Origin of the sequence: Alkaliphilus flagellatus (assembly GCF_018919215.1) — a bacterium.
Lineage (GTDB): Bacteria > Bacillota > Clostridia > Peptostreptococcales > Natronincolaceae > Alkaliphilus_B > Alkaliphilus_B flagellatus.
On sequence record NZ_JAHLQK010000004.1, the window covers coordinates 166,038 to 187,001 of the forward strand.

Annotated in this window: 21 protein-coding genes and 1 pseudogene; 4 read left to right on the top strand and 18 right to left on the bottom strand. The window is 29.5% G+C overall.

The window, feature by feature from the left end; translation table 11 throughout:
* Nucleotides 1-44 precede the first annotated feature (44 nt).
* The 3 genes and pseudogenes from KQI88_RS11070 to KQI88_RS18490 form a co-directional block, all read right to left on the bottom strand.
* The gene (locus tag KQI88_RS11070) at nucleotides 45-194 is read right to left on the bottom strand and encodes a hypothetical protein (RefSeq protein ID WP_216417323.1); all 150 of its coding nucleotides are present in this window, start codon (nucleotides 192-194) and stop codon (nucleotides 45-47) included.
* 187 nt (nucleotides 195-381) lie between these two features.
* Nucleotides 382-951: pseudogene (locus KQI88_RS11075) on the bottom strand (peptide-methionine (S)-S-oxide reductase); the annotation flags it as partial.
* Between the two features lie 312 nt (nucleotides 952-1,263).
* Nucleotides 1,264-2,529: a YceG family protein gene (locus KQI88_RS18490; protein ID WP_216417325.1), complete on the bottom strand. Its 1,266-nt coding sequence runs from the start codon at nucleotides 2,527-2,529 to the stop codon at nucleotides 1,264-1,266.
* A 343-nt stretch (nucleotides 2,530-2,872) separates the two neighbouring features.
* On the opposite strand from KQI88_RS18490, the gene KQI88_RS11085 reads away from it, so the two are divergent.
* The gene (locus KQI88_RS11085; protein ID WP_216417327.1) at nucleotides 2,873-3,613 is read left to right on the top strand and encodes an N-acetylmuramoyl-L-alanine amidase family protein; all 741 of its coding nucleotides are present in this window, start codon (nucleotides 2,873-2,875) and stop codon (nucleotides 3,611-3,613) included.
* 235 nt (nucleotides 3,614-3,848) lie between these two features.
* On the opposite strand, the gene KQI88_RS11090 is transcribed toward KQI88_RS11085, so the two are convergent.
* The 8 genes from KQI88_RS11090 to KQI88_RS11120 form a co-directional block, all read right to left on the bottom strand.
* Complete coding sequence (locus tag KQI88_RS11090; RefSeq protein ID WP_216417328.1) at nucleotides 3,849-3,998, bottom strand: hypothetical protein; 150 nt, start codon at nucleotides 3,996-3,998, stop codon at nucleotides 3,849-3,851.
* Nucleotides 3,999-4,188: 190 nt separating this feature from the next.
* On the bottom strand, nucleotides 4,189-5,415 hold the full coding sequence (locus KQI88_RS11095; RefSeq protein ID WP_330656204.1) for a sigma-54-dependent transcriptional regulator: 1,227 nt from the start codon (nucleotides 5,413-5,415) through the stop codon (nucleotides 4,189-4,191).
* 156 nt (nucleotides 5,416-5,571) lie between these two features.
* Nucleotides 5,572-6,969, bottom strand: a complete 1,398-nt coding sequence (locus KQI88_RS11100) for a two-component system sensor histidine kinase NtrB (protein ID WP_216417330.1) — start codon at nucleotides 6,967-6,969, stop codon at nucleotides 5,572-5,574.
* Nucleotides 6,962-7,225: a zinc ribbon domain-containing protein gene (locus KQI88_RS11105; RefSeq protein ID WP_216417332.1), complete on the bottom strand. Its 264-nt coding sequence runs from the start codon at nucleotides 7,223-7,225 to the stop codon at nucleotides 6,962-6,964. Before KQI88_RS11105 ends, KQI88_RS11100 begins: the two co-directional genes overlap by 8 nt.
* A gap of 308 nt (nucleotides 7,226-7,533) precedes the next feature.
* A complete protein-coding gene (locus KQI88_RS11110; RefSeq protein ID WP_216417334.1) occupies nucleotides 7,534-8,037 on the bottom strand; it encodes a hypothetical protein in 504 nt (167 codons plus the stop codon).
* Nucleotides 8,038-8,416: 379 nt separating this feature from the next.
* The gene (locus tag KQI88_RS11115; protein ID WP_216417336.1) at nucleotides 8,417-8,662 is read right to left on the bottom strand and encodes a DUF2933 domain-containing protein; all 246 of its coding nucleotides are present in this window, start codon (nucleotides 8,660-8,662) and stop codon (nucleotides 8,417-8,419) included.
* A 15-nt stretch (nucleotides 8,663-8,677) separates the two neighbouring features.
* Complete coding sequence (locus tag KQI88_RS18345) at nucleotides 8,678-8,809, bottom strand: LDCC motif putative metal-binding protein (RefSeq protein WP_330656205.1); 132 nt, start codon at nucleotides 8,807-8,809, stop codon at nucleotides 8,678-8,680.
* 176 nt (nucleotides 8,810-8,985) lie between these two features.
* Complete coding sequence (locus KQI88_RS11120) at nucleotides 8,986-9,213, bottom strand: SHOCT domain-containing protein (protein WP_216417338.1); 228 nt, start codon at nucleotides 9,211-9,213, stop codon at nucleotides 8,986-8,988.
* Between the two features lie 184 nt (nucleotides 9,214-9,397).
* On the opposite strand from KQI88_RS11120, the gene KQI88_RS11125 reads away from it, so the two are divergent.
* The gene (locus KQI88_RS11125) at nucleotides 9,398-9,694 is read left to right on the top strand and encodes a hypothetical protein (RefSeq protein ID WP_216417340.1); all 297 of its coding nucleotides are present in this window, start codon (nucleotides 9,398-9,400) and stop codon (nucleotides 9,692-9,694) included.
* A gap of 160 nt (nucleotides 9,695-9,854) precedes the next feature.
* Here the strand turns inward: KQI88_RS11125 and KQI88_RS11130 are convergent, their stop codons facing one another.
* Complete coding sequence (locus KQI88_RS11130; RefSeq protein WP_216417341.1) at nucleotides 9,855-11,867, bottom strand: alpha/beta hydrolase family protein; 2,013 nt, start codon at nucleotides 11,865-11,867, stop codon at nucleotides 9,855-9,857.
* A 119-nt stretch (nucleotides 11,868-11,986) separates the two neighbouring features.
* The gene (locus tag KQI88_RS18495) at nucleotides 11,987-14,254 is read right to left on the bottom strand and encodes an EAL domain-containing protein (protein WP_330656226.1); all 2,268 of its coding nucleotides are present in this window, start codon (nucleotides 14,252-14,254) and stop codon (nucleotides 11,987-11,989) included.
* 186 nt (nucleotides 14,255-14,440) lie between these two features.
* On the opposite strand from KQI88_RS18495, the gene KQI88_RS11140 reads away from it, so the two are divergent.
* Nucleotides 14,441-15,016 (top strand): rhomboid family intramembrane serine protease, encoded by a 576-nt coding sequence (locus tag KQI88_RS11140; protein ID WP_216417345.1) that lies wholly within the window; start codon nucleotides 14,441-14,443, stop codon nucleotides 15,014-15,016.
* A gap of 66 nt (nucleotides 15,017-15,082) precedes the next feature.
* On the opposite strand, the gene KQI88_RS11145 is transcribed toward KQI88_RS11140, so the two are convergent.
* The 4 genes from KQI88_RS11145 to KQI88_RS11160 all read right to left on the bottom strand — a co-directional run bounded on the left by KQI88_RS11145 (nucleotide 15,083) and on the right by KQI88_RS11160 (nucleotide 19,514).
* The gene (locus KQI88_RS11145; protein ID WP_216417347.1) at nucleotides 15,083-16,270 is read right to left on the bottom strand and encodes an FprA family A-type flavoprotein; all 1,188 of its coding nucleotides are present in this window, start codon (nucleotides 16,268-16,270) and stop codon (nucleotides 15,083-15,085) included.
* 172 nt (nucleotides 16,271-16,442) lie between these two features.
* Nucleotides 16,443-17,645, bottom strand: a complete 1,203-nt coding sequence (locus tag KQI88_RS11150; protein ID WP_334300610.1) for a uracil-xanthine permease family protein — start codon at nucleotides 17,643-17,645, stop codon at nucleotides 16,443-16,445.
* A 384-nt stretch (nucleotides 17,646-18,029) separates the two neighbouring features.
* Complete coding sequence (locus KQI88_RS11155; protein ID WP_216417351.1) at nucleotides 18,030-18,839, bottom strand: DUF92 domain-containing protein; 810 nt, start codon at nucleotides 18,837-18,839, stop codon at nucleotides 18,030-18,032.
* A gap of 12 nt (nucleotides 18,840-18,851) precedes the next feature.
* The gene (locus KQI88_RS11160) at nucleotides 18,852-19,514 is read right to left on the bottom strand and encodes a diacylglycerol/polyprenol kinase family protein (protein ID WP_216417353.1); all 663 of its coding nucleotides are present in this window, start codon (nucleotides 19,512-19,514) and stop codon (nucleotides 18,852-18,854) included.
* A gap of 188 nt (nucleotides 19,515-19,702) precedes the next feature.
* Here KQI88_RS11160 and KQI88_RS11165 point away from each other — a divergent pair, with 188 nt between their 5' ends.
* Nucleotides 19,703-19,870 (top strand): CDIF630_02480 family spore surface protein, encoded by a 168-nt coding sequence (locus KQI88_RS11165; RefSeq protein WP_216417355.1) that lies wholly within the window; start codon nucleotides 19,703-19,705, stop codon nucleotides 19,868-19,870.
* A gap of 83 nt (nucleotides 19,871-19,953) precedes the next feature.
* On the opposite strand, the gene KQI88_RS11170 is transcribed toward KQI88_RS11165, so the two are convergent.
* Nucleotides 19,954-20,964 carry a ThiF family adenylyltransferase gene (locus tag KQI88_RS11170; protein WP_216417357.1) on the bottom strand — a complete coding sequence of 337 codons (1,011 nt, stop codon included), beginning with the start codon at nucleotides 20,962-20,964 and terminating at the stop codon, nucleotides 19,954-19,956.

Genomic DNA, 20,964 nt, shown 5'->3' on the forward strand with positions numbered 1-20,964 from the left:
ATAAAAAACCTAGAAAGGTAAACCTTCCTAGGCAATAAATTCTTTTATTTATTGTCAAAGATGATCCACTTTCTCTTAGCTAACATATTATTTAATTTTGGACGCACTACTCCTGTAGTAGCAATAAATACTGTAGTATTATTCATTTTAATTATTTTGTTATCAATTTGGTTAACTAAGCTAAGTGATTTCATCTTTTCACCTCCTAAATGTATTATCAGTAAAATTATACCATGTGCAAGAATTATTGGCAATACATTTTGAATAATTTTAAGAATTTTTTTAAAATACACACTGTATATTATAACTACACTTTTAAAGCTCTTATAGAGATAGTCTTACCTTATCTATATTATTTCTGTTAAATTGTAAATATACCTATCACCTTAAATCCTCTAATATGGCTATTAGTCTATTATAGTTTTCTTCAGGAACTTCTAGATATTCTAACTCCCTTTTTAATGAATATATACTAATACTCCCGGCAATATATCCATTAACCCGAGCAGTTAATGTTGAAGAAACAAACTCACTAAAGCTACTATATATATTTTTTAACTCCTTATATGGTTTTGTTGCGTTCTGTAAATAGTATTTTTGATGATATCCTTCTGCCAGATAAAAGTTTTTAAATGATACTATTTCAGTATATATTTTCTGTCCTCTTTCAGCTTCAATTTGTCTTTTTACATCTATAGCTTCTTCCATCTGCATATTGTTATGATAGAATATAATAGACATGTATTGCCTATTTCCAGTTTCATATATTGGATTATGCAGATTCCAAAATATATTTAAAAGCTCTCTATAGCTAATAATATTAGGATCATAGTTAATTTCAATTGTTTCCGTATGATCCCCTAAATTATAATAGCTAGGATTATTTGTAGTTCCTCCAGCATATCCTACTCTTGTACTAATTACTCCTTTTATACTCCCAAACTGAGCATCTGGTCCCCAAAATCAGCCTAAGGCAAAGGTTGCAGTAAAAACTTTTTTGTTATTTATATCCATATTAATTCCTCCTTGATAAAGAAAGCTTGATTCAGATAGCATTTTAACTCTACCTAAATTTTAGTTGCACTTATTTCTTGTATGTAGTGATTTATCTTACGATTATAAAAGTGAGAACCTTAGTAATACACCGAAGATAGATAAAGTAATTGCAATTTAAAACCTCTTTATAGAATATATTACCCCTTTTATTATTTTTCAACCGTAAAATATAAAAGCTACAGCCTTAATTGCGACTGTAGCCATACATTAACAATATTGCAAATAAAATTCTTGGTCCGTTGCCTTTAAATATTTTAATCCTTCCTTAATTCCAATTACAAAGGGAATTAAAGTAAAGAAAAAAATAAAATGAAGAAGTCCTTGGAAAACCTTACCTAAATAAAACTTATGAATTCCAAATCCTCCAAAGAAAATAGCCAATAATCCTGCTGTCACTCTTTTAATTTCTTTACTCTCCTGAATAAAGGTTTCATCACTATTTTTTAAATATTCTACACCTTGTACAATTCCAACAATTGTTGGAATTAGAGTCCACCAAAATAATAGCATAAGAACTCCTTGTATAGGTCTACCTAGATAAAACTTATGTCCACCTAGTCCTCCTAAAAATATTGCCAATATACCTGCAGTTATTCTTTTTCTTTTAGGCTTATCTATATGATTGGTCGTATTTTTCATTGATTGTAGATTATATTGAACTTCTTCCAATCTATGTGTGTCAAAGCATAAATCATTAATATACTTTTCCAAATTATTATAACCAGTTGGTGTAAATATAACTATATCAAATCCAACAAGGTGAAGAAAAACTAATGAAATAATATCTTCTTGACTAAATATATTTTTACTGCTATCGAATACTACTAGCTTAGGAATATTAAAAGGATAGTCAAAGTTTTGAATCAAATTTAAATATTGATCCTTAAGATTTAAAATAGTATCTAATATTTTGTACTTTAATTCAGTAGTTATTTCAAAGTTAAATAAATCCTTGGACTGAATCATCTCATTAATCTTAGATAAAATAAGGTTTTGTGATGAAGTTTTTAAATAAGCAAGTGGATAATTATCCATGGATTTTACTATATCTAAATCAAATAATTCCTTATCATTTAAAATACATTTATTAAAACTACGATTTTTATTAGGAGATGTAAAAGGTATAGAATTTATAAAAATAGTTGTTTTATCATCCTTCTTTAATTGATCTAGTTCATTCCAGTAAAGTTCTAAATCTCTATGTGTACCACTGATCTTAGCAAAAATATTTGGAACAATTACCGTATCATCTTCCACTTTAAAGCCCTGCCTAAATCTCGCCTCTTCTTTCCATAATATAAAAAGTTCATCATAGGTTGTCTTAAGGGTATTCTTTATTACCTGATAATTCTCAAACTGCCATGAACGATAATTTCCTTCTGTTTCATAGTGTAAAATGCGATCAATTTCTACAGAAGCCTTGTATGCTTCTGTTTCTTGTCTTTTTATTTTATTTAAAGAAATGGACTCCATCTTTTCAACTCCCTCTTCTTTGGTATATAATAAATCTATTTTACTTAAATTCAATAATTTACTGAGTTTATTATTGTTATTTATATTATATACAATTATATTTCTTGCACTTTATATCAAATAGTTTTACTATAGTTTATCCTAATTTTAATGTAATATCAATATCTTTAAGGTTTTCTATAAGTTTCTAAGATATATATATAATAATAATAATGGTAATAATTGTAGCAAAAAATAACACCACTTATTATACTTTTTTAGACTTCATTTCTTATATCCCTCCAATTCTATATAAATTATACGAACATATAATAAATCATATGATTTTATAAGGAGTGAGTACATGCATAAAAAGCCTATCATAATAATTATTGGGTCTTATAAAAAAAGAGCTATACCTCTTTGTATTTTACTTATATGTATACTAATTTTTCCTATGTTTATTTTTAATATTTCTTATCCGGTTTTTAATAACACTTCTTCAAAAACCATTGTGATAGACCCTGGACATGGCGGAATAGATGGTGGATCTAGTCATAATGATTTATTAGAAAAGAATATTAATCTAGAAGTATCATTAAAATTAAAAAAAATTCTACATGATAAAAATATAAATGTTGTTATGACAAGGGATGATGATACATCTCTTGAATCTAAGAGTAATATAAATGCCTCAAGATATAGAAGGGATTTAAATGCTAGAAAAAGTATTATTGACAACAATAATGCTGAGTTGTTCGTCAGTATCCATGTAAATGCACATCCTAAGAATACTAAAGTCCAAGGAGTTCACGTAATTCATCACCCTACATCGAAAGATAGTGAACATTTAGCTAAGGAAATTTGTGATTCAATCAATAAGCTAGTTTTTAATGAATTTTTAAAAACAGAACAAATTAAGGCAGAAGTATTGACTGGAAACTTCTATGTGTTAAGAGAATCTAAATCTCCTGGTGTTATAATAGAAATAGGTTTTATAACAACTCCAGAAGATAGAAAACTTATTCAAAATGAAGATTATCAATATAAAATCGCTACAGCTATTGCACAAGGAATTATTGAATATATAGCAAATAAATATTAAAACTTCAAAGCTATATAGCAGATCTTTATAATTCTAATTCCATAATCTTTAGAAATTGCCCTTCTAAATAATTTATCAATGGATAGTAATATTGATCTTCCTTTCTCTACATCTTCTACATAATTTAAAAGTTTATTATTGTGTAGTTAAAAAAGAAAAATATATATAAAGAAAACTAAAAATAACTAGGTTAACAATTGTTAACCTAGTTATTTTTAGTTTGTTCTAATATAATCTATATTTTGCAATTGCAAAATTCACGTCCACATCCGCATCTACGTTTACTTCCAAATACACAACATAATATAATAATTAAAAAGATGAAGGAAAAGAAATTATTTCCACATCCTCCAAAGAACCCTTTATTCTCAATGTTTTGACTCATATATTTCACCTACCTTTTTAAAATAGAGTAGCCAATAATCTATAAGTCTTGAATGAACCTTTAAAATCCATAGTCTTATTTATTTTTTCTATTAGCAACTTTATCTCTAGTTGTAATATATATTATGAAATTGTATATAAACCGTTCTATATTATTATGTTAAAATGAAAAATAGGTAGCTCAGGCTACTTTAATACTTTAAAATAGTTGCATTATATATGTTATGTAGCCGTTTTTCAATTTTATACTTTTCCATTCTATAAAGCAGTGTATGCCTACTCATACCTAACAGTTTTGCTGCTTTTGTCTGATTATATTCTGTTCGCTCTAAAGCTTGAAGGATTAAACTCCTTTCTAAACCTTCTATACAAATACCTTTTTGTGGCAAAAGAAATTCTTCTTCTACTATTTCAGAATAAACAATTTCCCTTGGTAAATTCTCCACTTTAATTATATTATCTTGAGATAAAATAGCCATTCGTTCCACTACATTTTCTAGTTCTCGAATATTTCCATTCCATTTATACGCGATAAGCTTTTCCTGAGCCTCTCGGTTTATGGACATATTTTTCCTTCCGATATCCTTTCCATAGCGATCTAAGAAATATTCAATCAATAAGGGAATATCCTCTTTTCTATCCCTTAGAGGGGGGATCTGCATTGGAATTACATTAAGACGATAGTATAAATCCTCTCTGAAACTGCCCTCCTGTACCATATTTAGTAGATCTCTATTAGTCGCAGCAATCACTCGAATATCGATTTTAACAACCTCGTTTCCTCCAACTCGTTCAAACTCCTTTTCTTGCAATACCCTCAAAAGCTTTACTTGCATCGCTAAATCTAGTTCTCCAACCTCATCTAAAAATATAGTCCCTCCCCTAGCCCTTTCAAACTTACCAATTTTTCTAGCAGTAGCTCCTGTAAAGGCACCTTTCTCATAACCAAAAAGTTCGCTCTCTATTAAATTTTCTGGAATAGCTCCACAATTCACTTTCACATAGGGCTTATCTCTACGATCACTATTATAATGGATGGCATTAGCAATAACTTCCTTACCAGTACCACTTTCCCCTAATACTAAAATTGTAGCATTTGTATTGGCTACCCGTTCTACGACTTTTAATACTTCTTTCATTTTTAGACTTTCGCCGATAATTGTCCCTCCTGTGCTTCTCTCTAGTTCTTCCTTTAAATAGCTTACTTGCTCCTTAAGTTCACCTACATCTAAAGACTTTTTAATTTGTATTTTTAATTCTTCTATATCGAAGGGCTTAGAAATATAATCTAGTGCCCCTAGTTTCATAGCTTCTACTGCTGATTCCATGGTCCCATAGGCTGTTAGCATAATTACAGGAATACCTTCCTTAGTTTCTTTTATCCTTTGGAGTGCTTCTATTCCATCCATTACAGGCATCCTTAAATCTAGAAGTATTAAATCTGGATAAGTTTCCTCAAGTTTTTCTAATCCTTCCTACCATTTGCTGCTTCATAAATGATATAACCTTCTTTTTCAAGAGCTTTTTTTATTGCCCATCGCATATTTTTCTCATCATCTATAATCAATATTCTCTTAGACATAGGTTGCCTCCTTTTCTAGCAGAGGTAAGTACACCTTCATCTCTGTCCCTTCCCATAATTTACTATTGAATTCAATTTTCCCATTATGCTCTTCTATAATTCTGTGTGTAATAGATAAACCTAACCCTGTACCACTTTCCTTAGTGGTAAAGAATGGATTAAAAATTTGATCAAATACTTCCTCCAAAATTCCTTCTCCCTCATCTTTAAAAGAGATAATTATCCATTTTCCCTCACTATTCCCTAGTGTAATCTCAAGCTTTCCTCCATTTTTCATGGCTTGTATTCCATTTAGTATAATATTGACGAATGCCTGCTTTAATTTGTCAGGATCTCCTTCTATTTTGCTTTCTTTCATTCTATTTAAAATTAATTCTACATTTTGCTGTTTTCCAAATTTACGTGTTACCAGCACTAATTCCTCTAATAGTTTTCCTAGGTCTATCCTACAATCCTGTATTTTATTTGGTTTTGCAAAGTCTAAAAGACCTTGAATTACCTTATTAGCCCTATCAATTTCATACTTAATAATATCTAGACCTTCTTTTAAATCTTCATCCCTCACATCTTGATTAATTGTTTGACTTATAGTTTTAATAATACCTAGAGGATTTCGTATTTCATGGGCAATACCCGAGGCTAACTGCCCCACAGCCGCCAAACGTTCCCCACGTCGGACTTGGTCTTCAAGCTTTTTCACTGTAGTTTTATCCTGCACCACAACTACAGCACCTTCTCGAACCTTAGACATATTTTCTATAGGATGTATTGTCATTTCAATATATATTTCCTCATCTTTGTCCTTAACATAACTCAATCCTCTTTTAATAATCTTTTCCTTGCCTAATAGTACTTTATTAATTTCTTCCACTATACCTTCTTGGGATATAAACCTCTTTACCTCTTCCTGTTTACCTAATATTCTCTCTATCCGTCTATTTACAGTGCCCAATTGACCTTCAGACTCAAAGGCTATAACACCACTATCTATACTTTCTAAAATATTATGAGTATAATTCTCTAAATTTGCGATCTTAACTACTTGATATTCAAGTGCTTTCCCTCTCTTATAGTCCTGTTCTACCAAGTATCCAGTTATTAATCCTACAACCATAAACATTCCTGACTCTAAAAACTGATTGATAACCTCAATGTTAATTTCTCCAAAATAAATCAAAAGGTGTGGAGCATAGATTAATACCACTAAAGTTGAAATAATAAACCCTCCCCTTAGTCGGAATTTAAATGCTCCTAAAATAATAGGAAGGTAATATAATCTTCTGTAAAAATCATGAATACCCCATAGACTAGATTGAGTAGAATAATGGAGTCCAGTTATTAAAATGAGTAATAAAATAATTACTAATTTATATTTTTTTTCATCATTCATTTAACCACCTATTTTCCTTTGCTATTCCACAATATGGACAGTACCTCCAATTAATATGAACCATTTTTCTACAATGGGGACACTCTTCCTTTAACGTTTCTTTACAATAGGGACAAAATTCATTGGATCCATTCACTTTTTCTCCGCAGCCATTACAATGAATATATTCGATTTCATCCTGGTTAGTGCTGTTATTATAATCCCTTAAAAAAAAGTACATACTCAAAAAAAATACAATACAAACTATCGTCGGCATATTTTCATCCTTTCATTATTTATATAAATTCCTACAAGAATAATTTAATAAACATTTTTATTATCCTTTAATCTAATTGTAGCATATGACACAGTTTCTTGTAGTATTTCATACAATGTAAATCTAACTACTACCTTTTTTACTTACAGTATTTTGTTTTTTTATTTTTAAAGTTTATATATAAACTTTAAAAATAAAAAATAGAAACTTACTATTTAACCATGCAATTTAAATACCAAAATCGACAAAATAAAGAGCATCCTGAATTATCCAAGATACTCTTTATTATTTATTTTATACTATTTTTATTATTGAAATCTGCCCATCATATTTCCCATTTTATTAAAATTAGAACCATTTCCACCCATCATGGAATTGTGCATATTAATCATATCTTCTCTTCCAATGGATTCCATCATTTTTGACATATTACCATAGCCATTTTCATTCATTAAATCAATCATCTTTTGATAATCTTCATCTGACATATTGTTCATAAATTCGTCCATTGATTTAAAGTTACCATCTTCCATCCACTTTGCCATATCCTCAAAACCATTTTCTTTCATAATTTGAATCATTTCTTCACTGTTTTCACAATGATTATTATTGTTTCCTGCTACTACCGGCTCCTGAATTGTAGGTTTTTGTTGACTGTTATAATTTTTAGTTGTTTCTTTTTCCCCAATTGTAACCTTTTCTTGATCGCTACTAAGTCTTATCCCATTGCTTCCTTGGGCGAAGGCATAACCTCCTATAGATGCCATTGTAATAATAGCTGCACTTGCTAGTACTAATACTCTCTTTTTCATAATCTCTTGCCTCCTATTTATTTTTTGTATTTTGCTAAGTAAATCTTGCTTCTTATACATTATAGAAAAAGATTTTGAAGAAAATATGAAGATAAACAATATAGATTTATAAGGTTTATTTTTCGTAGTTATGCTTTCTTTTCACTAACTAAGCTTCTCCAATCGCTTTTTGTTTGAGGCTTAAAGGCCAAACAAACTATTCTTCTTATAATTGAGTATTCTTATGTTATATAGCATACGCCTGTAAGGTATATAGCGAAGAAAAATCATTTTCTTCTGGCCTTATATAATTCCACAAAAAAAATGCCACAATGAGTGTAGCATATACTACACTTTCCTTCAAAGTTAATGTAGAGAGAACCTTTCGGCTCCATCCTAATTATTTTTGTTTTCCAATGTATTCAGATTGATGACAGTCTCCTTTTTTATTACCTTTAGATATAGCTATCATCATTCCAATATGCATTATGGGACAGATCAAAAACATTGCATAAGGTGCTAACCTACCTATAGGTCCCAGTTCAAATCCCAATCTTGGTAGAATCAAAACAACTAGTATGGGAACTAAGCAACATAGTAACATTAAAATACCGCTACTTTTTCCTTTGCGATTTTGATGATTCATTTTATTTCCCCCACTTTATTTTTTCTGCTGATTGTTTGTATTTTTCTTATTACTATTTAAATCGCAGCAATCCAGCTTCTGATTTCCGAAGTTTTGCTTATTTGCATCTTCAATTGATTTTAATAATTTTTCAAACCACTTTTTCACAACATCTCCTCCTATATTTATTTATATTACATACGCAAATTCCATGCCAATTTTCGAGATACAACTTATTAATTGAGATAATTAAAGGATTCACTATATTTAAACAAAAAACTAGGATAAGATTAAACTCTCCTAGTTTATATTTCAGATTTCAGCCGCTATATATTGATTGTTAGTCAATCTCTTAACATTTTCTTCTTTTGCATATACTCTTCTTCTGAAATTTCTCCCTTTGCATATCTTTGATTTAAGATATCAATAGCATCATTTTTCCCATTTCGCATATCATAATTCCCATTATTATTCTGCATTAATTTCACTACTGCATATATGACCAATACTATTAATATTACTGGAATAATCATACCAAATCCACCCATCAATCCATATCCATAACCCATCATATATATATCAATCCTTTCCATTCTTAATGGTGTGAAATTATCTGTTAGTCATATTGCCATACATATTTATTTCAACTGTTGATGATAACCATCTGTTACTGTTTATTTTCTGTAACTTTTAGAATTCTATTCTTTATATTAGGAAATCGTATTATTAGAATTAAATATTTCTAGGAGAGATATTATGAGCATAAACTGTAAGGTGCAGACAAATAGGAGCTTTGAAAAGGCTATTGAGGATCTAAAGAAAAGCTTAAGCAATCATAACTTTGCTATGTTATGGGAGCTAAATTTTAAGGATAAGCCTAAGGAAAAAGGACTATATTTGGATAAAAATTTTAAAATATTAGAGGTATGTAACCCTGTACAAACAAAAAAGTATTGGGAAAAATATAAAATTAAAAACTTGCAGTATAGACGATTGAATATCAGAATCTATTCTGCAAGTTTTTTATTCTTTATTAAAATGTTTGATTTTTGATTATTTTCCCTTCAGTTATTGCCGCCTGTACTACTGCATGATAACATTTTCCTAAAGGATTCTTAATTTTTCATTGATTTGTCCCCCTACATCTACAAATACAACTACAAGTGAGTGGTTCTAGTGGCAAAGAAAATTCTTTACCTTCCTCTCTTCTATATTATTTTAAGTATTTATCAAACCAATCTGTAATCTCTTTTAGCCTTCTAATGCGGTGTTTTGGTTTTCCACTTCTACTTAACTCGTGATTTTCTCCCCTAAACATACAAAGTCTTGCTTCCACATTATGATATTTTAAAGCAGTAAACATTTGTATTCCCTCTACTAACCAGCATCGGTAGTCCTCTTCTGAATGTATGAATAATGTAGGAGTCTTTGCACGATGGGCATACTTTAATGGTGAATGGTCCCATAGTTTTTCTTGATTATCCCATGGAGTTGCTCCTATTTGATCATGGTTAAAATAATATCCTATGTCCGTTGTTCCAAATTTAGAAATCCAGTTCGAAATACTTCTTTGGGATGCGGCAGCCTTAAATCGATCTGTATGCCCTATAATCCAGTTCGTCATAAAACCACCATAGGAGCCTCCAGTAACACCTACCTTATCCTTATCTATAAATGTATATTTTTCTAATACCACATCAGTAAACTTCATTATATCATCATAGTCTATAGTTCCATATTTACCTCGAATATCAGCAAAATTATTTCCTTTTCCATCGCTACCCCTAGGATTACAAAAGAAAACTACATATCCTTCGTTAGCCCAATATTGCATTTCATGATAAAAAACTTCCCCATAAGCCGTCTTTGGTCCCCCATGAATATCTAAAATTGCTGGGTATTTTCTATCTTCTTGAAAATCTACTGGCCTTATAATCCAACCATCAATAAATATATTATTAGAGGTTTCTACGGTGATTTTTTCAGGCTTAATTATTGATTTTGTTTCCTTAACCCATTGATTAAATTCCGAAATTTGATGCTCTTTATTATCTTTTAGTAAATATATCTCTTGAAGCTTTGTATCCCTTAACCCAATAAATAAAATATCCCTATTATCATTTACAGAGAAGTCATCTACACTTCCATTGTTAGAAGTTAATTTTTCGATTTCTCCATTCATGTTTAATCTATTTAAATATGAATATTCTCCTTCCGTTGAAATAAAATATATATTATCTCCACTTTTTTGAATGCTAGATGCTGGAGAAATTCCATATCTACAATCGGACCCAACAGAATTAGTTAAATTACAGTCTAAATCTGGAGTAATGCAAGTTGTTTTTTGCTCCTTAACATCTAAGATATAAAACTTGCTATTTTCATTCATTCCGTATTTAACCATATCTTTTCCTATATACACTATTTTATTATCGTCAATAAAATTAGCATATCCATGCATAACCGTGTAAGGAGTTTCTACTTTTTCTATTGTTTGTTTCAGTAAGTCATATACATATATTGAATTTTCAAGTTCCATTTTATTCTCAAAACTTTGTCCAATAAAAATAACTTTATCCTTTTTATCATTTAAATTTACACTACTTACGTTGGTAAAATCATCTGTAATCAAATTATAGCTATTTGTTAAAACATTATAGATATATAATCTATTTCTACTTTTATTTGTAAAGCCTACCCCATTGCTCCAAAATGGAATCTCATCTAAAATCTCATAATCCTTCTCTTCCTTTTGTGTTTTTAACTCTAGATTTCTTTCTTCTTCTGATAATTTATCTAGTTCTTTATTATAGAGATTAAACCTAGCAGTAAAAATATATGTATTGTCATCAATCTGTTTAATAGAAGTTACTTTTTTAGAAATTCTAAATGCTTTTTTAGCCTCTCCACCATTAATGCTAATTTTATAAAACTGGGTAAACACTTCTCCTTCTTTAACCTTTTCCTTATCCTTTAAATCTCTTAAACTTGAAAATAAAATGGTTTCATTATCTCCTAGCCATAGAAACATTTTGTCTTCATTAGATGATGTTAATTGCCTATATGTATTATCTTCATTATAATAAATCCATATATTAGATAGATACTTGTTACTATCTAAGTCAGCTTCGTTCACAGTAAAACAAACTTTCTCACCGTTTAAAGAATGTATTATATTTGACAAAAACTTATACCTTATAAAATCATCTAGCTTCAGTTTTTCCACTATGTTACCCCCTTTATTAATATTGTTGTCTATATTTTCCCTTAGTTTTATTATACATTAATATATACATAATTTAAAAAATTTTATGAATACAAGGTAGTTAAATTTGTTTTAATCTGTTAATCTAAAAACTTTTCAAATTCATCCGCTGATATTGGCTTACTATAATAATATCCTTGAACATAATCACAATCATTTTCTTTTAAAAACTCTAGCTGTTCTTTAGTTTCTACACCTTCTGCAGTTACAGTTAAATTCAATTGGTGAGCTAAAAGTATAATAGTTTTTGCAATAGCTCTCTTTCTACAATTATTATTTGTTTCACCAATAAAAGACCTATCAATCTTAAGTCCATCCACCTTCATATCTTTTAAGTAGTTAAAACTGGAATATCCTGTGCCAAAATCATCTATAGAAATACTTACACCTATATCTTTAAGCTTGTTTAATATTTCAATAGTATATTTTATATCTTGAACTACTGTAGTTTCAGTAATTTCAAGACCAAGATAATTAGGATCCAGTCCTGTTTCATTTAAAATAGTTATTATTTTTTCAAAAAAATCTTTCTGTTGGAATTGCCGAGCTGAAATATTAACAAATACTCTTTTTGCATTATAACCTCTATCTATCCATCTTTTATTTTGTATACAAACGCTTTTTAACACCCATTCACCTATAGGTATAATTAATCCTGTCTCTTCAGCTAATGGAATAAATTTATCTGGGCTAATAAACCCTTGTTCAGGTTTATTCCATCTTAGTAAAGCTTCCATGCCTACAACTTGCCCCTTTACAGTATCTATTATTGGTTGGTAAAACATAATTAACTCATTATTTTCAAGGGCTTGTCTTAGTTCATTTATTAAAATTAAATTTTCCATTTGTTTTTCGCTTAATGCTTTATTATAAACATAATAACAGTTTCCACCATTGCCTTTAGCTACATACATTGATATATCAGAGTTTTTTATCAGATCGTTAGAATTTTCTCCTCCATATGGATATATACTTATGCCAATACTAGTAGTTAAAAACAACTGATATCCTGATATTTCAAATGGCCTATTAAATTCTTCAATAATTGCATTTGCCATGTCTATTGTTTCTGCATCATTATTTATATGTCCTTTTAAAATAATAAATTCATCCCCACCAATACGTGCAAAAAAATCTTCTTTTTCCATGAGCTTTTCTATTCTTTTTCCTACAAGTTTTAGAACTTTATCGCCCGTATTATGTCCTAGTGTATCATTTATATGTTTAAATCTATCAAGGTCAAGATGCAAAACTGCAAATCTACTATTCTCTATACTAGCATTTTCAATATATTTATTTAAAGTTTCTACAAGAAAAAGTCTATTAGGTAACATTGTTACAGAGTCATAGTAGGCAAGATTATTTATTTTTTGTTGATGTAATAGTAATTCCTTATTTGCAGTCTCTAGTTCCATTGTCCTCTTCGAAACCTCTTTTTTTAATTTTTTATTCCAAATTATAAAAAGAGAAAAAACTGTTATTATAATTATTAGTGATAATATAATTTCTTCTAAATATGTTTTTAATATGTTTTTTCCATCAATAACTTCTTGACCAAACCACTTGGCATATATTTTATCATAGGTTCCACTTTTCTTTAAAAGCTCAATTCCTTCATTAAATAAATTAACTAACTCTTCATTTCCATTGTAAGTTACAGGGCCATACTCTACAGTATTCATCTGATCGCCTACCATCTTCACTAAAAATGACTTTCTGTATTTTTGTAAATAAAATAATCCTGTAAGCCTATTTCCTATATAAGCATCTGCATCACCATTTAATAATGCGTCTATTGCTTCTTCTTGGTTTTTTTTAGGAAGCATAATTATACCTGAAGTATCCATTATGTTTTCATGATTTATGTCCCCGTATTGAAATGCAACCCTTAAACCCACTAAATCTTCTAAACTTGAAATAATACTAGTTTCCTTCATTACAAAAATAGACTGAGAGTTAATTACCGTAGGAGTAGCGAATAAAAATTTTTTTTGTCTTTCTTCTGTCTTAGACATTCCCTGTATAGCATCAACTTCTCTTTTTTCAAGAGCTTCTATAGCATCTCTCCATTTCATTGGTATAAACTCTATATCTATTCCTAACTCTATAGATAACGCATTTATTATATCAACATTAAAACCTTTATAATTTCCAATCTCATCTGTATATTCATAAGGAGGATGATTTTCGTCCCCTGCTACCCGTATAGTTATAGCATCTTCTCTATAGGCTTTTTGTGGAGTGGCCTTTGAAAAGGATGTAATTATGGATATAACCGTAATAATAGCTATAAATGACCAAAACCAAATTTTATTTTTGAAAGCAATCCCTCCTTTTTTATTTCTTATAAATTAATTTCAACAAATTAATTTATAATCCTTCAAATAATTCGTATTTTGTACAAATATTTGTAATATTTTTATAATTCCAAATCTTTTTATAGATTGACCTTTCTTTCATTTTTATGATATATATAATAATATTGAATGATTTGTTAAATTTTAGGTCAATTTTTAAAGAAAGTAGGTTTTCTTATGTTAAAAAAAATTCAATATAACTCACCTGCCATACTAACCTTTACAATATTATCTTTTATATCTCTAATACTAGGGCAGTTAACTAGTAATTTCTCTACAGCTTTACTTTTTTCTGTATACAGGAGTTCATTAGCAGATATATTTTTCTATTTTAGACTTATAGGACATGTGTTAGGCCATGCAGATTTACAGCACTTTTTAGGTAATTTTCTTATTATATTACTAATAGGCCCTATCTTAGAAGAAAAATATGGTTCTCGGGTTATAATCCGCATGATGTTAATTACAGCTATTATTACGGGGATATTAAATATTTTATTGTTTGACACTGCATTACTAGGTGCAAGTGGCATTGTATTTATGCTTATTCTACTTAGCTCCTTTGTTAATACTCAAGAAGGTAAAATTCCATTGACCCTTATTCTAATTATTATTCTTTTTGTTGGAAGGGAAATAATAGATGTGTTTTTTGCAAATGATAATATTTCTCAACTCACTCATATAGTTGGTGGTCTATGCGGTGGTATTTTTGGATTTTATATAGATCGACGAAAATGGAGAATATCAGCATAATTTCTTTTAAATCAAAAAAGCTACCTAAATTTAGGTAGCTTTTTTGCTATACCAACAATATTTATACTACTCTATCATTTTTCCAATCTCTTTTCCAAATTCGTAACATGCTTTAAGATCTTCTTCCGTAGGAACATATTTTATTTGTAAACCTTCTTTAACAATACTAATACCTGCATCTTTTATTCTTTTTTCTATATTAGCAACTGCTCCCTTGCCCCATCCATATGAACCAAATGAAGCTCCTATTTTCTTTACTGGCCTTAATCCTACTAATTCTTCTAGGAAGTAAGCTACATCTGGGAGCATAGTATTATTTATTGTGGAAGAAGCAACAAGTACTGCCTTTGCATCTAAAATATCTGTCATAATATCATTAACATCGCTTCTAGATATTTTGTATAACTTTGTTTCTACACCTTCACTAGATAAACCCTCAATAATAGATCTCGCCATTTTTTCTGTGCTGAACCACATTGTGTCATAAGCAATTACAGCTTTCTTTGTAGTTTCACCTTTGCCCCACTGCATATATTTTTCTATAATTTTCTCTGGAGAACTTCTCCAAATAATACCGTGACTTGGAGCAATCATATCTATTTTTAGTCCCATCTTTACAATTTCTTCTATTTTCCTAACCACCAATGCACTAAATGGCATTAAAATATTAGCATAATAGCGTTTTGCCTCTTCCATTATTGTACACATATCATTTTCATCATCAAATCTACCAGTAGAAGCTAGATGCTGACCAAATGCATCGTTAGGAAAAAGTAAAGATTCTTCTTCTACATAAGAAAACATGCTATCTGGCCAGTGTAGCATTGGCGCCTCAACAAATTTAATTGTTCTTTTTCCTAACTCAATTACATCTCCTGTTTTTACAACTTCATAGCTATAATCACCAAAATAATGATGTAACATTGCATCCTTACCATTTTTGCTGCAAAATACCTTAGCATTTTTAGCATACTTCATAAGAGTTGGGAAGGCACCAGAGTGGTCTGGTTCCACATGATTAACTACAACATAATCTATTTTACTAGGATCAACGATTTCTCTAATATTATCAAGCATTACATCTACAAAGTCTGCATCTACAAGGTCTACTAATGTTATTTTATCGTCTATAATTAGATATGCATTATATGTAGTTCCCCTAGTAGTGTGGTATGATGGGCCGTGAAACTCTCTAATATCCCAGTCTACTGCACCTACCCAATAAATCCCCTTTTTAATTTCCACAGCTGACATTAAATCATCTCCTTATCCTTACATAATATATCTCTACAGACATATTAATTATATCCAATATAACATTTAAGTAACAAAATTTCATTACATTTAATAATAATATACTGATTAAAAATCCTCTTTAAAAGCTAATAATTAGCTTTTAAAGAGGATTTGATTATATTTAGTCCTACTATTTTCTATTTAATAATGTATTTAATGTTACACCCATTATTGCCGCAAGACTTAATCCCTCTATTTTTATAGTTTCAGTTATTGGAATTCCTATAGCTAGTCCTGTATGTTTTTCAATAAATCCTGCCCCTAGTCCTAGTATTAAAATAGTCGCCATTACTATGATGTTCTTTACGTTAAATTTAACCTTACTATTTCTAATTGTATTTACACCTACTAGAGCTATCATACTAAAGAGCATTAAACTAATACCGCCCATAACCGGAACTGGTATTGATCTTAAAAATCCACCTACTTTTGCAACAAATCCAAGTATAATTGCAAACACAGCTGCTAGTCTTAATATTGATGGATCATAGTTCTTGGTAATTGCCAATACTCCAGTATTCTCACCATAAGTTGTATTAGCAGGACCACCAATCAAGCCTGCAAATAATGTAGCCAATCCGTCTCCGAGCAATGTTCTATTTAATCCTGGATCCTCTATAAAGTTATGTCCAACTACTTCTCCATTTGTTGTAATGTCTCCCACATGTTCCATAAAAACTGCCAATACTATAGGGGCTATTATTGATATTGCACCTATATCAAATTTAGGTAATGTGAAGTTTGGTATAGCTATTAAAGCAGCTTGTGTTATCGGACTATTGTCTATTATTCCTAATTGTGCAGAAATGATATAGCCAGCTACTACCGCTATTAAAATAGATAATTGCTTAATAAATCCTTTTGCTAAAAAAGTGATTCCTAATGCTATAGCTAATGTAACCCCCGCTATAACATAGTGATTAGAAGCCATATCAATAGCTACTGGCACTAGAGTTAACCCTATTACTACTATCATAGGTCCAACTACTTGTGAAGGTAAAAATCTTTGAATATTGTCTACGCCTATTTTCTTAATCATAAAAGATAGTAGTACATAAATTAATCCGGCAACTATAATACCACCTTGAGCATAGCTTAAATCTCCATTAAATTTATCTTTTACTTGCATAATAACACCTATAAACGCAAATGATGATCCTAAAAATACTGGCACTTTTCTTTTAGTTACAAAGTGGAATATTAAGGTCCCCGTGCCTGCAGCAACAAGAGCAACGGAAGGGTCCAGTCCTGTTAGTATAGGTACTAATACAGTTGCACCAAACATAGCAATTAAATGTTGAATGGCTAATATAGCTTTTTTAAAGTTCTCCATTAAATAGACCTCTTTTTTTACAGACTCTGTTGTTTTAGATAATGTATTAACTGACATAAAAAAACCTCCTTTTATTTTTGCAAAATTGCATAACTAAAGGAGAAAACATATTATTTTTCTCCCTTTTCGGTCTCACAGAACCGATTTAAAGGTGTTAAAACCCTCAACAATTTGAAAAGTTTACTTCCTTATTACAATAAAAAAACTTCTTACATGAGGCGCAAGAAGTTATACTTATACTATGATTAGTAACTAAGTCTATTATTATAACCTTGCCAGCCTCACGGGACTGCATTAAAGATTTATTTTCTTTCCTAGTAATTGTATCACCTTTATAGTTTATAATCAAGAATTTTTTCATATATAAAGCAATTCCTATAGGTTTTATTTTACTATAGTTATAAACAATAATACTATTAAAGAAGCAAATAAACCACTCAAAAAATTGACGATATCATTGTTAATAAACCTTATTCCCTTTAGATATTTCGTTTGCTTACCTTTATAAAACTTTCTTTCAGTAATAATATTCTCCCTCTCATCTATATATTTTACTTGTATAGTCGCCCCTAAAATACTATCAATTAAAGCTCCCATAAATCCAGCAATAACTATAATCATGGTTTTTATAGGCAAAGTCCTATCGAATTTAAACAATATTATATACCCACCAAAAAATATAGTTGCAATTAAACTAGAACCTAAAAGTGAAAAAATAGTACCAAGAAGTGTAACACCTCCTGACATTCCCTTTTCCATTGGCTTAAAAGTAATTATTGATACAGGCTTTTTATTACTTAATACGCCTATCTCAGATGCCCAAGTATCTGCATTAGATGCCGCAAATACTGCAGCATACGCCATTAAATAATTATAGTTTTTAGTTTTATAATATAGAAATGAAAATACAAGACCCAAAAGTCCATTAGCGATTACCTGAATATACCCTCTACCTTCTTTATTTTCGTCTATTATTTTATCCATACTTTTCTTTTCTTTTTTCCTATATTTTGTAAATAATGAAGAGGATGCGAAGAAACTTATCATAATACCCCAAAAATAAAATCCACCAAAATAATAAATAGATGTACCTAATATAAAAGCTGCTACAAATCCACTCTTATTTAAAGACTTTTTCATATATGCCATAATTACTACTAAAAAAGTTATTATTGATCCAACAATAAGTTGCATTAATACTCACTCCTAAAAAAATAATATATAGTACAATAAACTAGAAAAAATAGGGACTGTTAAATTATCAAAACCCCAAGGAGAAAAACCTTCCAATATTGTAGCAAATACAGCTATTACTAAACTCTTAAAAAGAATAATATTAGGTGAGTAAATAGTAAAGATTAAAAAACATACTAACAGAGAAGCAATAAACATAGTTAGTGTTCCCTCAAAAGATTTTTCATTATTAAAAACATAATATTTGCTTTTTCCAAATTTTTTACCTATTATTGCTGCTAAACCATCACCATAACCCATTATCAATGTACCTAATGCTCCTATATATGGTATTTTTATAATACCAAATGTAAAAATTACTAAAATTAAAAGCGAGATAGGAAAATATACCGTTCCCAAATCATTACTTCCACTTTTACGTTCCATAGCATTAATTAGTTGAAACCGATATGATAAATAATTAATAATAATAAAAACCGATGGTAAAATTATCGCATACCATATATTATCAAAGTAAATCATAGCAATAATCCACCAATTAGATACTCCAATATGAATTAATTTTCTAGTTCCTTCTTTAGATAATTTATTTCTTTTTTCCAAAACAGTAGCAATACCAATAAGTATAAATATAAAAGCAAAAGAAATTATAATCCCTACTAAGTTTCTCTCCATTTAAACATATTCTCCCTTTTAAAAGTCATTTTTTCATATAGCTATTACATAATGTTATAAATTTTTTATAATATTGTCAATGTTTGGCTCTATCAAACTAGACTATGTAATTACCCTAAATACTTCCTAATATTGTTTCTAATAGATTTTGTTCTATATGAAAATACTAACTATAAAGGAGTGATTATATGGCAAAAAATAAATCCAAAGAAAAACACATGGCTATGCCTATTGAAAATCATATAACTGCAGCCTGGGCAAATATAGATCACCTCAAGAGTGTATCGAGGGTGCCTATTCCCAATGAAACAGAAGTAAGAAATGCTAAGGAATGGGTAGATACTAATCAAAAATAAATAAATTTTTAGCTATAATTGAAGATATACTAGTTAAAATAAGAGACAAGATAAATGATTTACCTTGTCTCTTATTTTCTATACTAAAAACCTATATACTTTCCGTATAATATTTTTGCTTTTATAGTATCAGAAATATTTTTGAGTATTGCTCTGCCATCATAAAACAAAGTAAACTCAATACCTTCAACTTCAAATTTTAAAAAGAAATTGTTTCTTCTCACTTCTATTCCTGTAGATTCTAATCTGCTCACAATACTATCTGCAGAAATATCATTATTCATAGGGTTTACTTGTACACTATCCTTACCGCATAAAAAAATTACATCTTGTGAATTACGATTAAGAAACTCCAGTTTATTGTTACTACAAGCTGGACAATCTTCTTTATAATTTATTTTTATAACCTCAAAATCATTATTCCAAACATCTATATACCTTAAATCTTTTATTACAGCCTCTGTTTTTCCGATCAATAGTTTTATAGCCTCTGTAGATTGAATAGATGCTATAATATTTACAATACTATTTAGTACCCCTACTAGATCACAGCTGTCTACAGATCCAGCTGGAGGTATATCTGGCATAATACATCTTAAACATGGTGTTTGTTTAGGAATAATAGTATGGGTCATTCCAGTACTTCCAATAACAGCACCATATATCCAAGGTATATTTAATTTTATAGATGCATCGTTAATAAGATATCGTATATTTAAATTATCTGTTGCGTCTAATATTAAGTCCATATCTTTACATATTGTTAATATATTGTTTGAGTTTACATCCTTTATAATACTATCCACAATTATGTTAGTATTAATTTTTTTTAGCTTATATTCCGCAGCAATAGCCTTAGGCAAGTTATTTTTGATATCTTCCTCATCGAACAATATTTGTCTCTGCAAATTAGACAGTTCAATATAGTCTCTATCAACAATCCTTATATAGCCTACTCCAGATCTTGCAAGGTTGTTTGCAATTACTGTTCCAAGAGCTCCACAGCCAATAACAACTACTTTTGATTCACTAAGTTTTTTCTGTCCTTGTTCTCCTATTTCATCAAACAGTATCTGTTTTGAATACCTTCCCAT

Bases quoted from the DNA above. Each gene is read 5' to 3' on its own strand.
- KQI88_RS11115 (WP_216417336.1), bottom strand. From the start codon at position 8,662: ATGAATCATCAAAATCGCAAAGGAAAAAGTAGCGGTATTTTAATGTTA.
- KQI88_RS11140 (WP_216417345.1), top strand. From the start codon at position 14,441: ATGTTAAAAAAAATTCAATATAACTCACCTGCCATACTAACCTTTACA.
- KQI88_RS11170 (WP_216417357.1), bottom strand. From the start codon at position 20,964: ATGGGAAGGTATTCAAAACAGATACTGTTTGATGAAATAGGAGAACAA.
- KQI88_RS11105 (WP_216417332.1), bottom strand. From the start codon at position 7,225: ATGCCGACGATAGTTTGTATTGTATTTTTTTTGAGTATGTACTTTTTT.
- KQI88_RS11100 (WP_216417330.1), bottom strand. From the start codon at position 6,969: ATGAATGATGAAAAAAAATATAAATTAGTAATTATTTTATTACTCATT.
- KQI88_RS11095 (WP_330656204.1), bottom strand. From the start codon at position 5,415: ATGCCTGTAATGGATGGAATAGAAGCACTCCAAAGGATAAAAGAAACT.
- KQI88_RS11070 (WP_216417323.1), bottom strand. From the start codon at position 194: ATGAAATCACTTAGCTTAGTTAACCAAATTGATAACAAAATAATTAAA.
- KQI88_RS18490 (WP_216417325.1), bottom strand. From the start codon at position 2,529: ATGGAGTCCATTTCTTTAAATAAAATAAAAAGACAAGAAACAGAAGCA.
- KQI88_RS11110 (WP_216417334.1), bottom strand. From the start codon at position 8,037: ATGAAAAAGAGAGTATTAGTACTAGCAAGTGCAGCTATTATTACAATG.
- KQI88_RS11165 (WP_216417355.1), top strand. From the start codon at position 19,703: ATGGCAAAAAATAAATCCAAAGAAAAACACATGGCTATGCCTATTGAA.
- KQI88_RS11085 (WP_216417327.1), top strand. From the start codon at position 2,873: ATGCATAAAAAGCCTATCATAATAATTATTGGGTCTTATAAAAAAAGA.
- KQI88_RS11090 (WP_216417328.1), bottom strand. From the start codon at position 3,998: ATGAGTCAAAACATTGAGAATAAAGGGTTCTTTGGAGGATGTGGAAAT.
- KQI88_RS11155 (WP_216417351.1), bottom strand. From the start codon at position 18,839: ATGCAACTTATTGTTGGATCAATAATAACTTTTTTAGTAGTAATTATG.
- KQI88_RS11160 (WP_216417353.1), bottom strand. From the start codon at position 19,514: ATGGAGAGAAACTTAGTAGGGATTATAATTTCTTTTGCTTTTATATTT.
- KQI88_RS11145 (WP_216417347.1), bottom strand. From the start codon at position 16,270: ATGTCAGCTGTGGAAATTAAAAAGGGGATTTATTGGGTAGGTGCAGTA.
- KQI88_RS11120 (WP_216417338.1), bottom strand. From the start codon at position 9,213: ATGATGGGTTATGGATATGGATTGATGGGTGGATTTGGTATGATTATT.
- KQI88_RS11125 (WP_216417340.1), top strand. From the start codon at position 9,398: ATGAGCATAAACTGTAAGGTGCAGACAAATAGGAGCTTTGAAAAGGCT.
- KQI88_RS11150 (WP_334300610.1), bottom strand. From the start codon at position 17,645: ATGGAGAACTTTAAAAAAGCTATATTAGCCATTCAACATTTAATTGCT.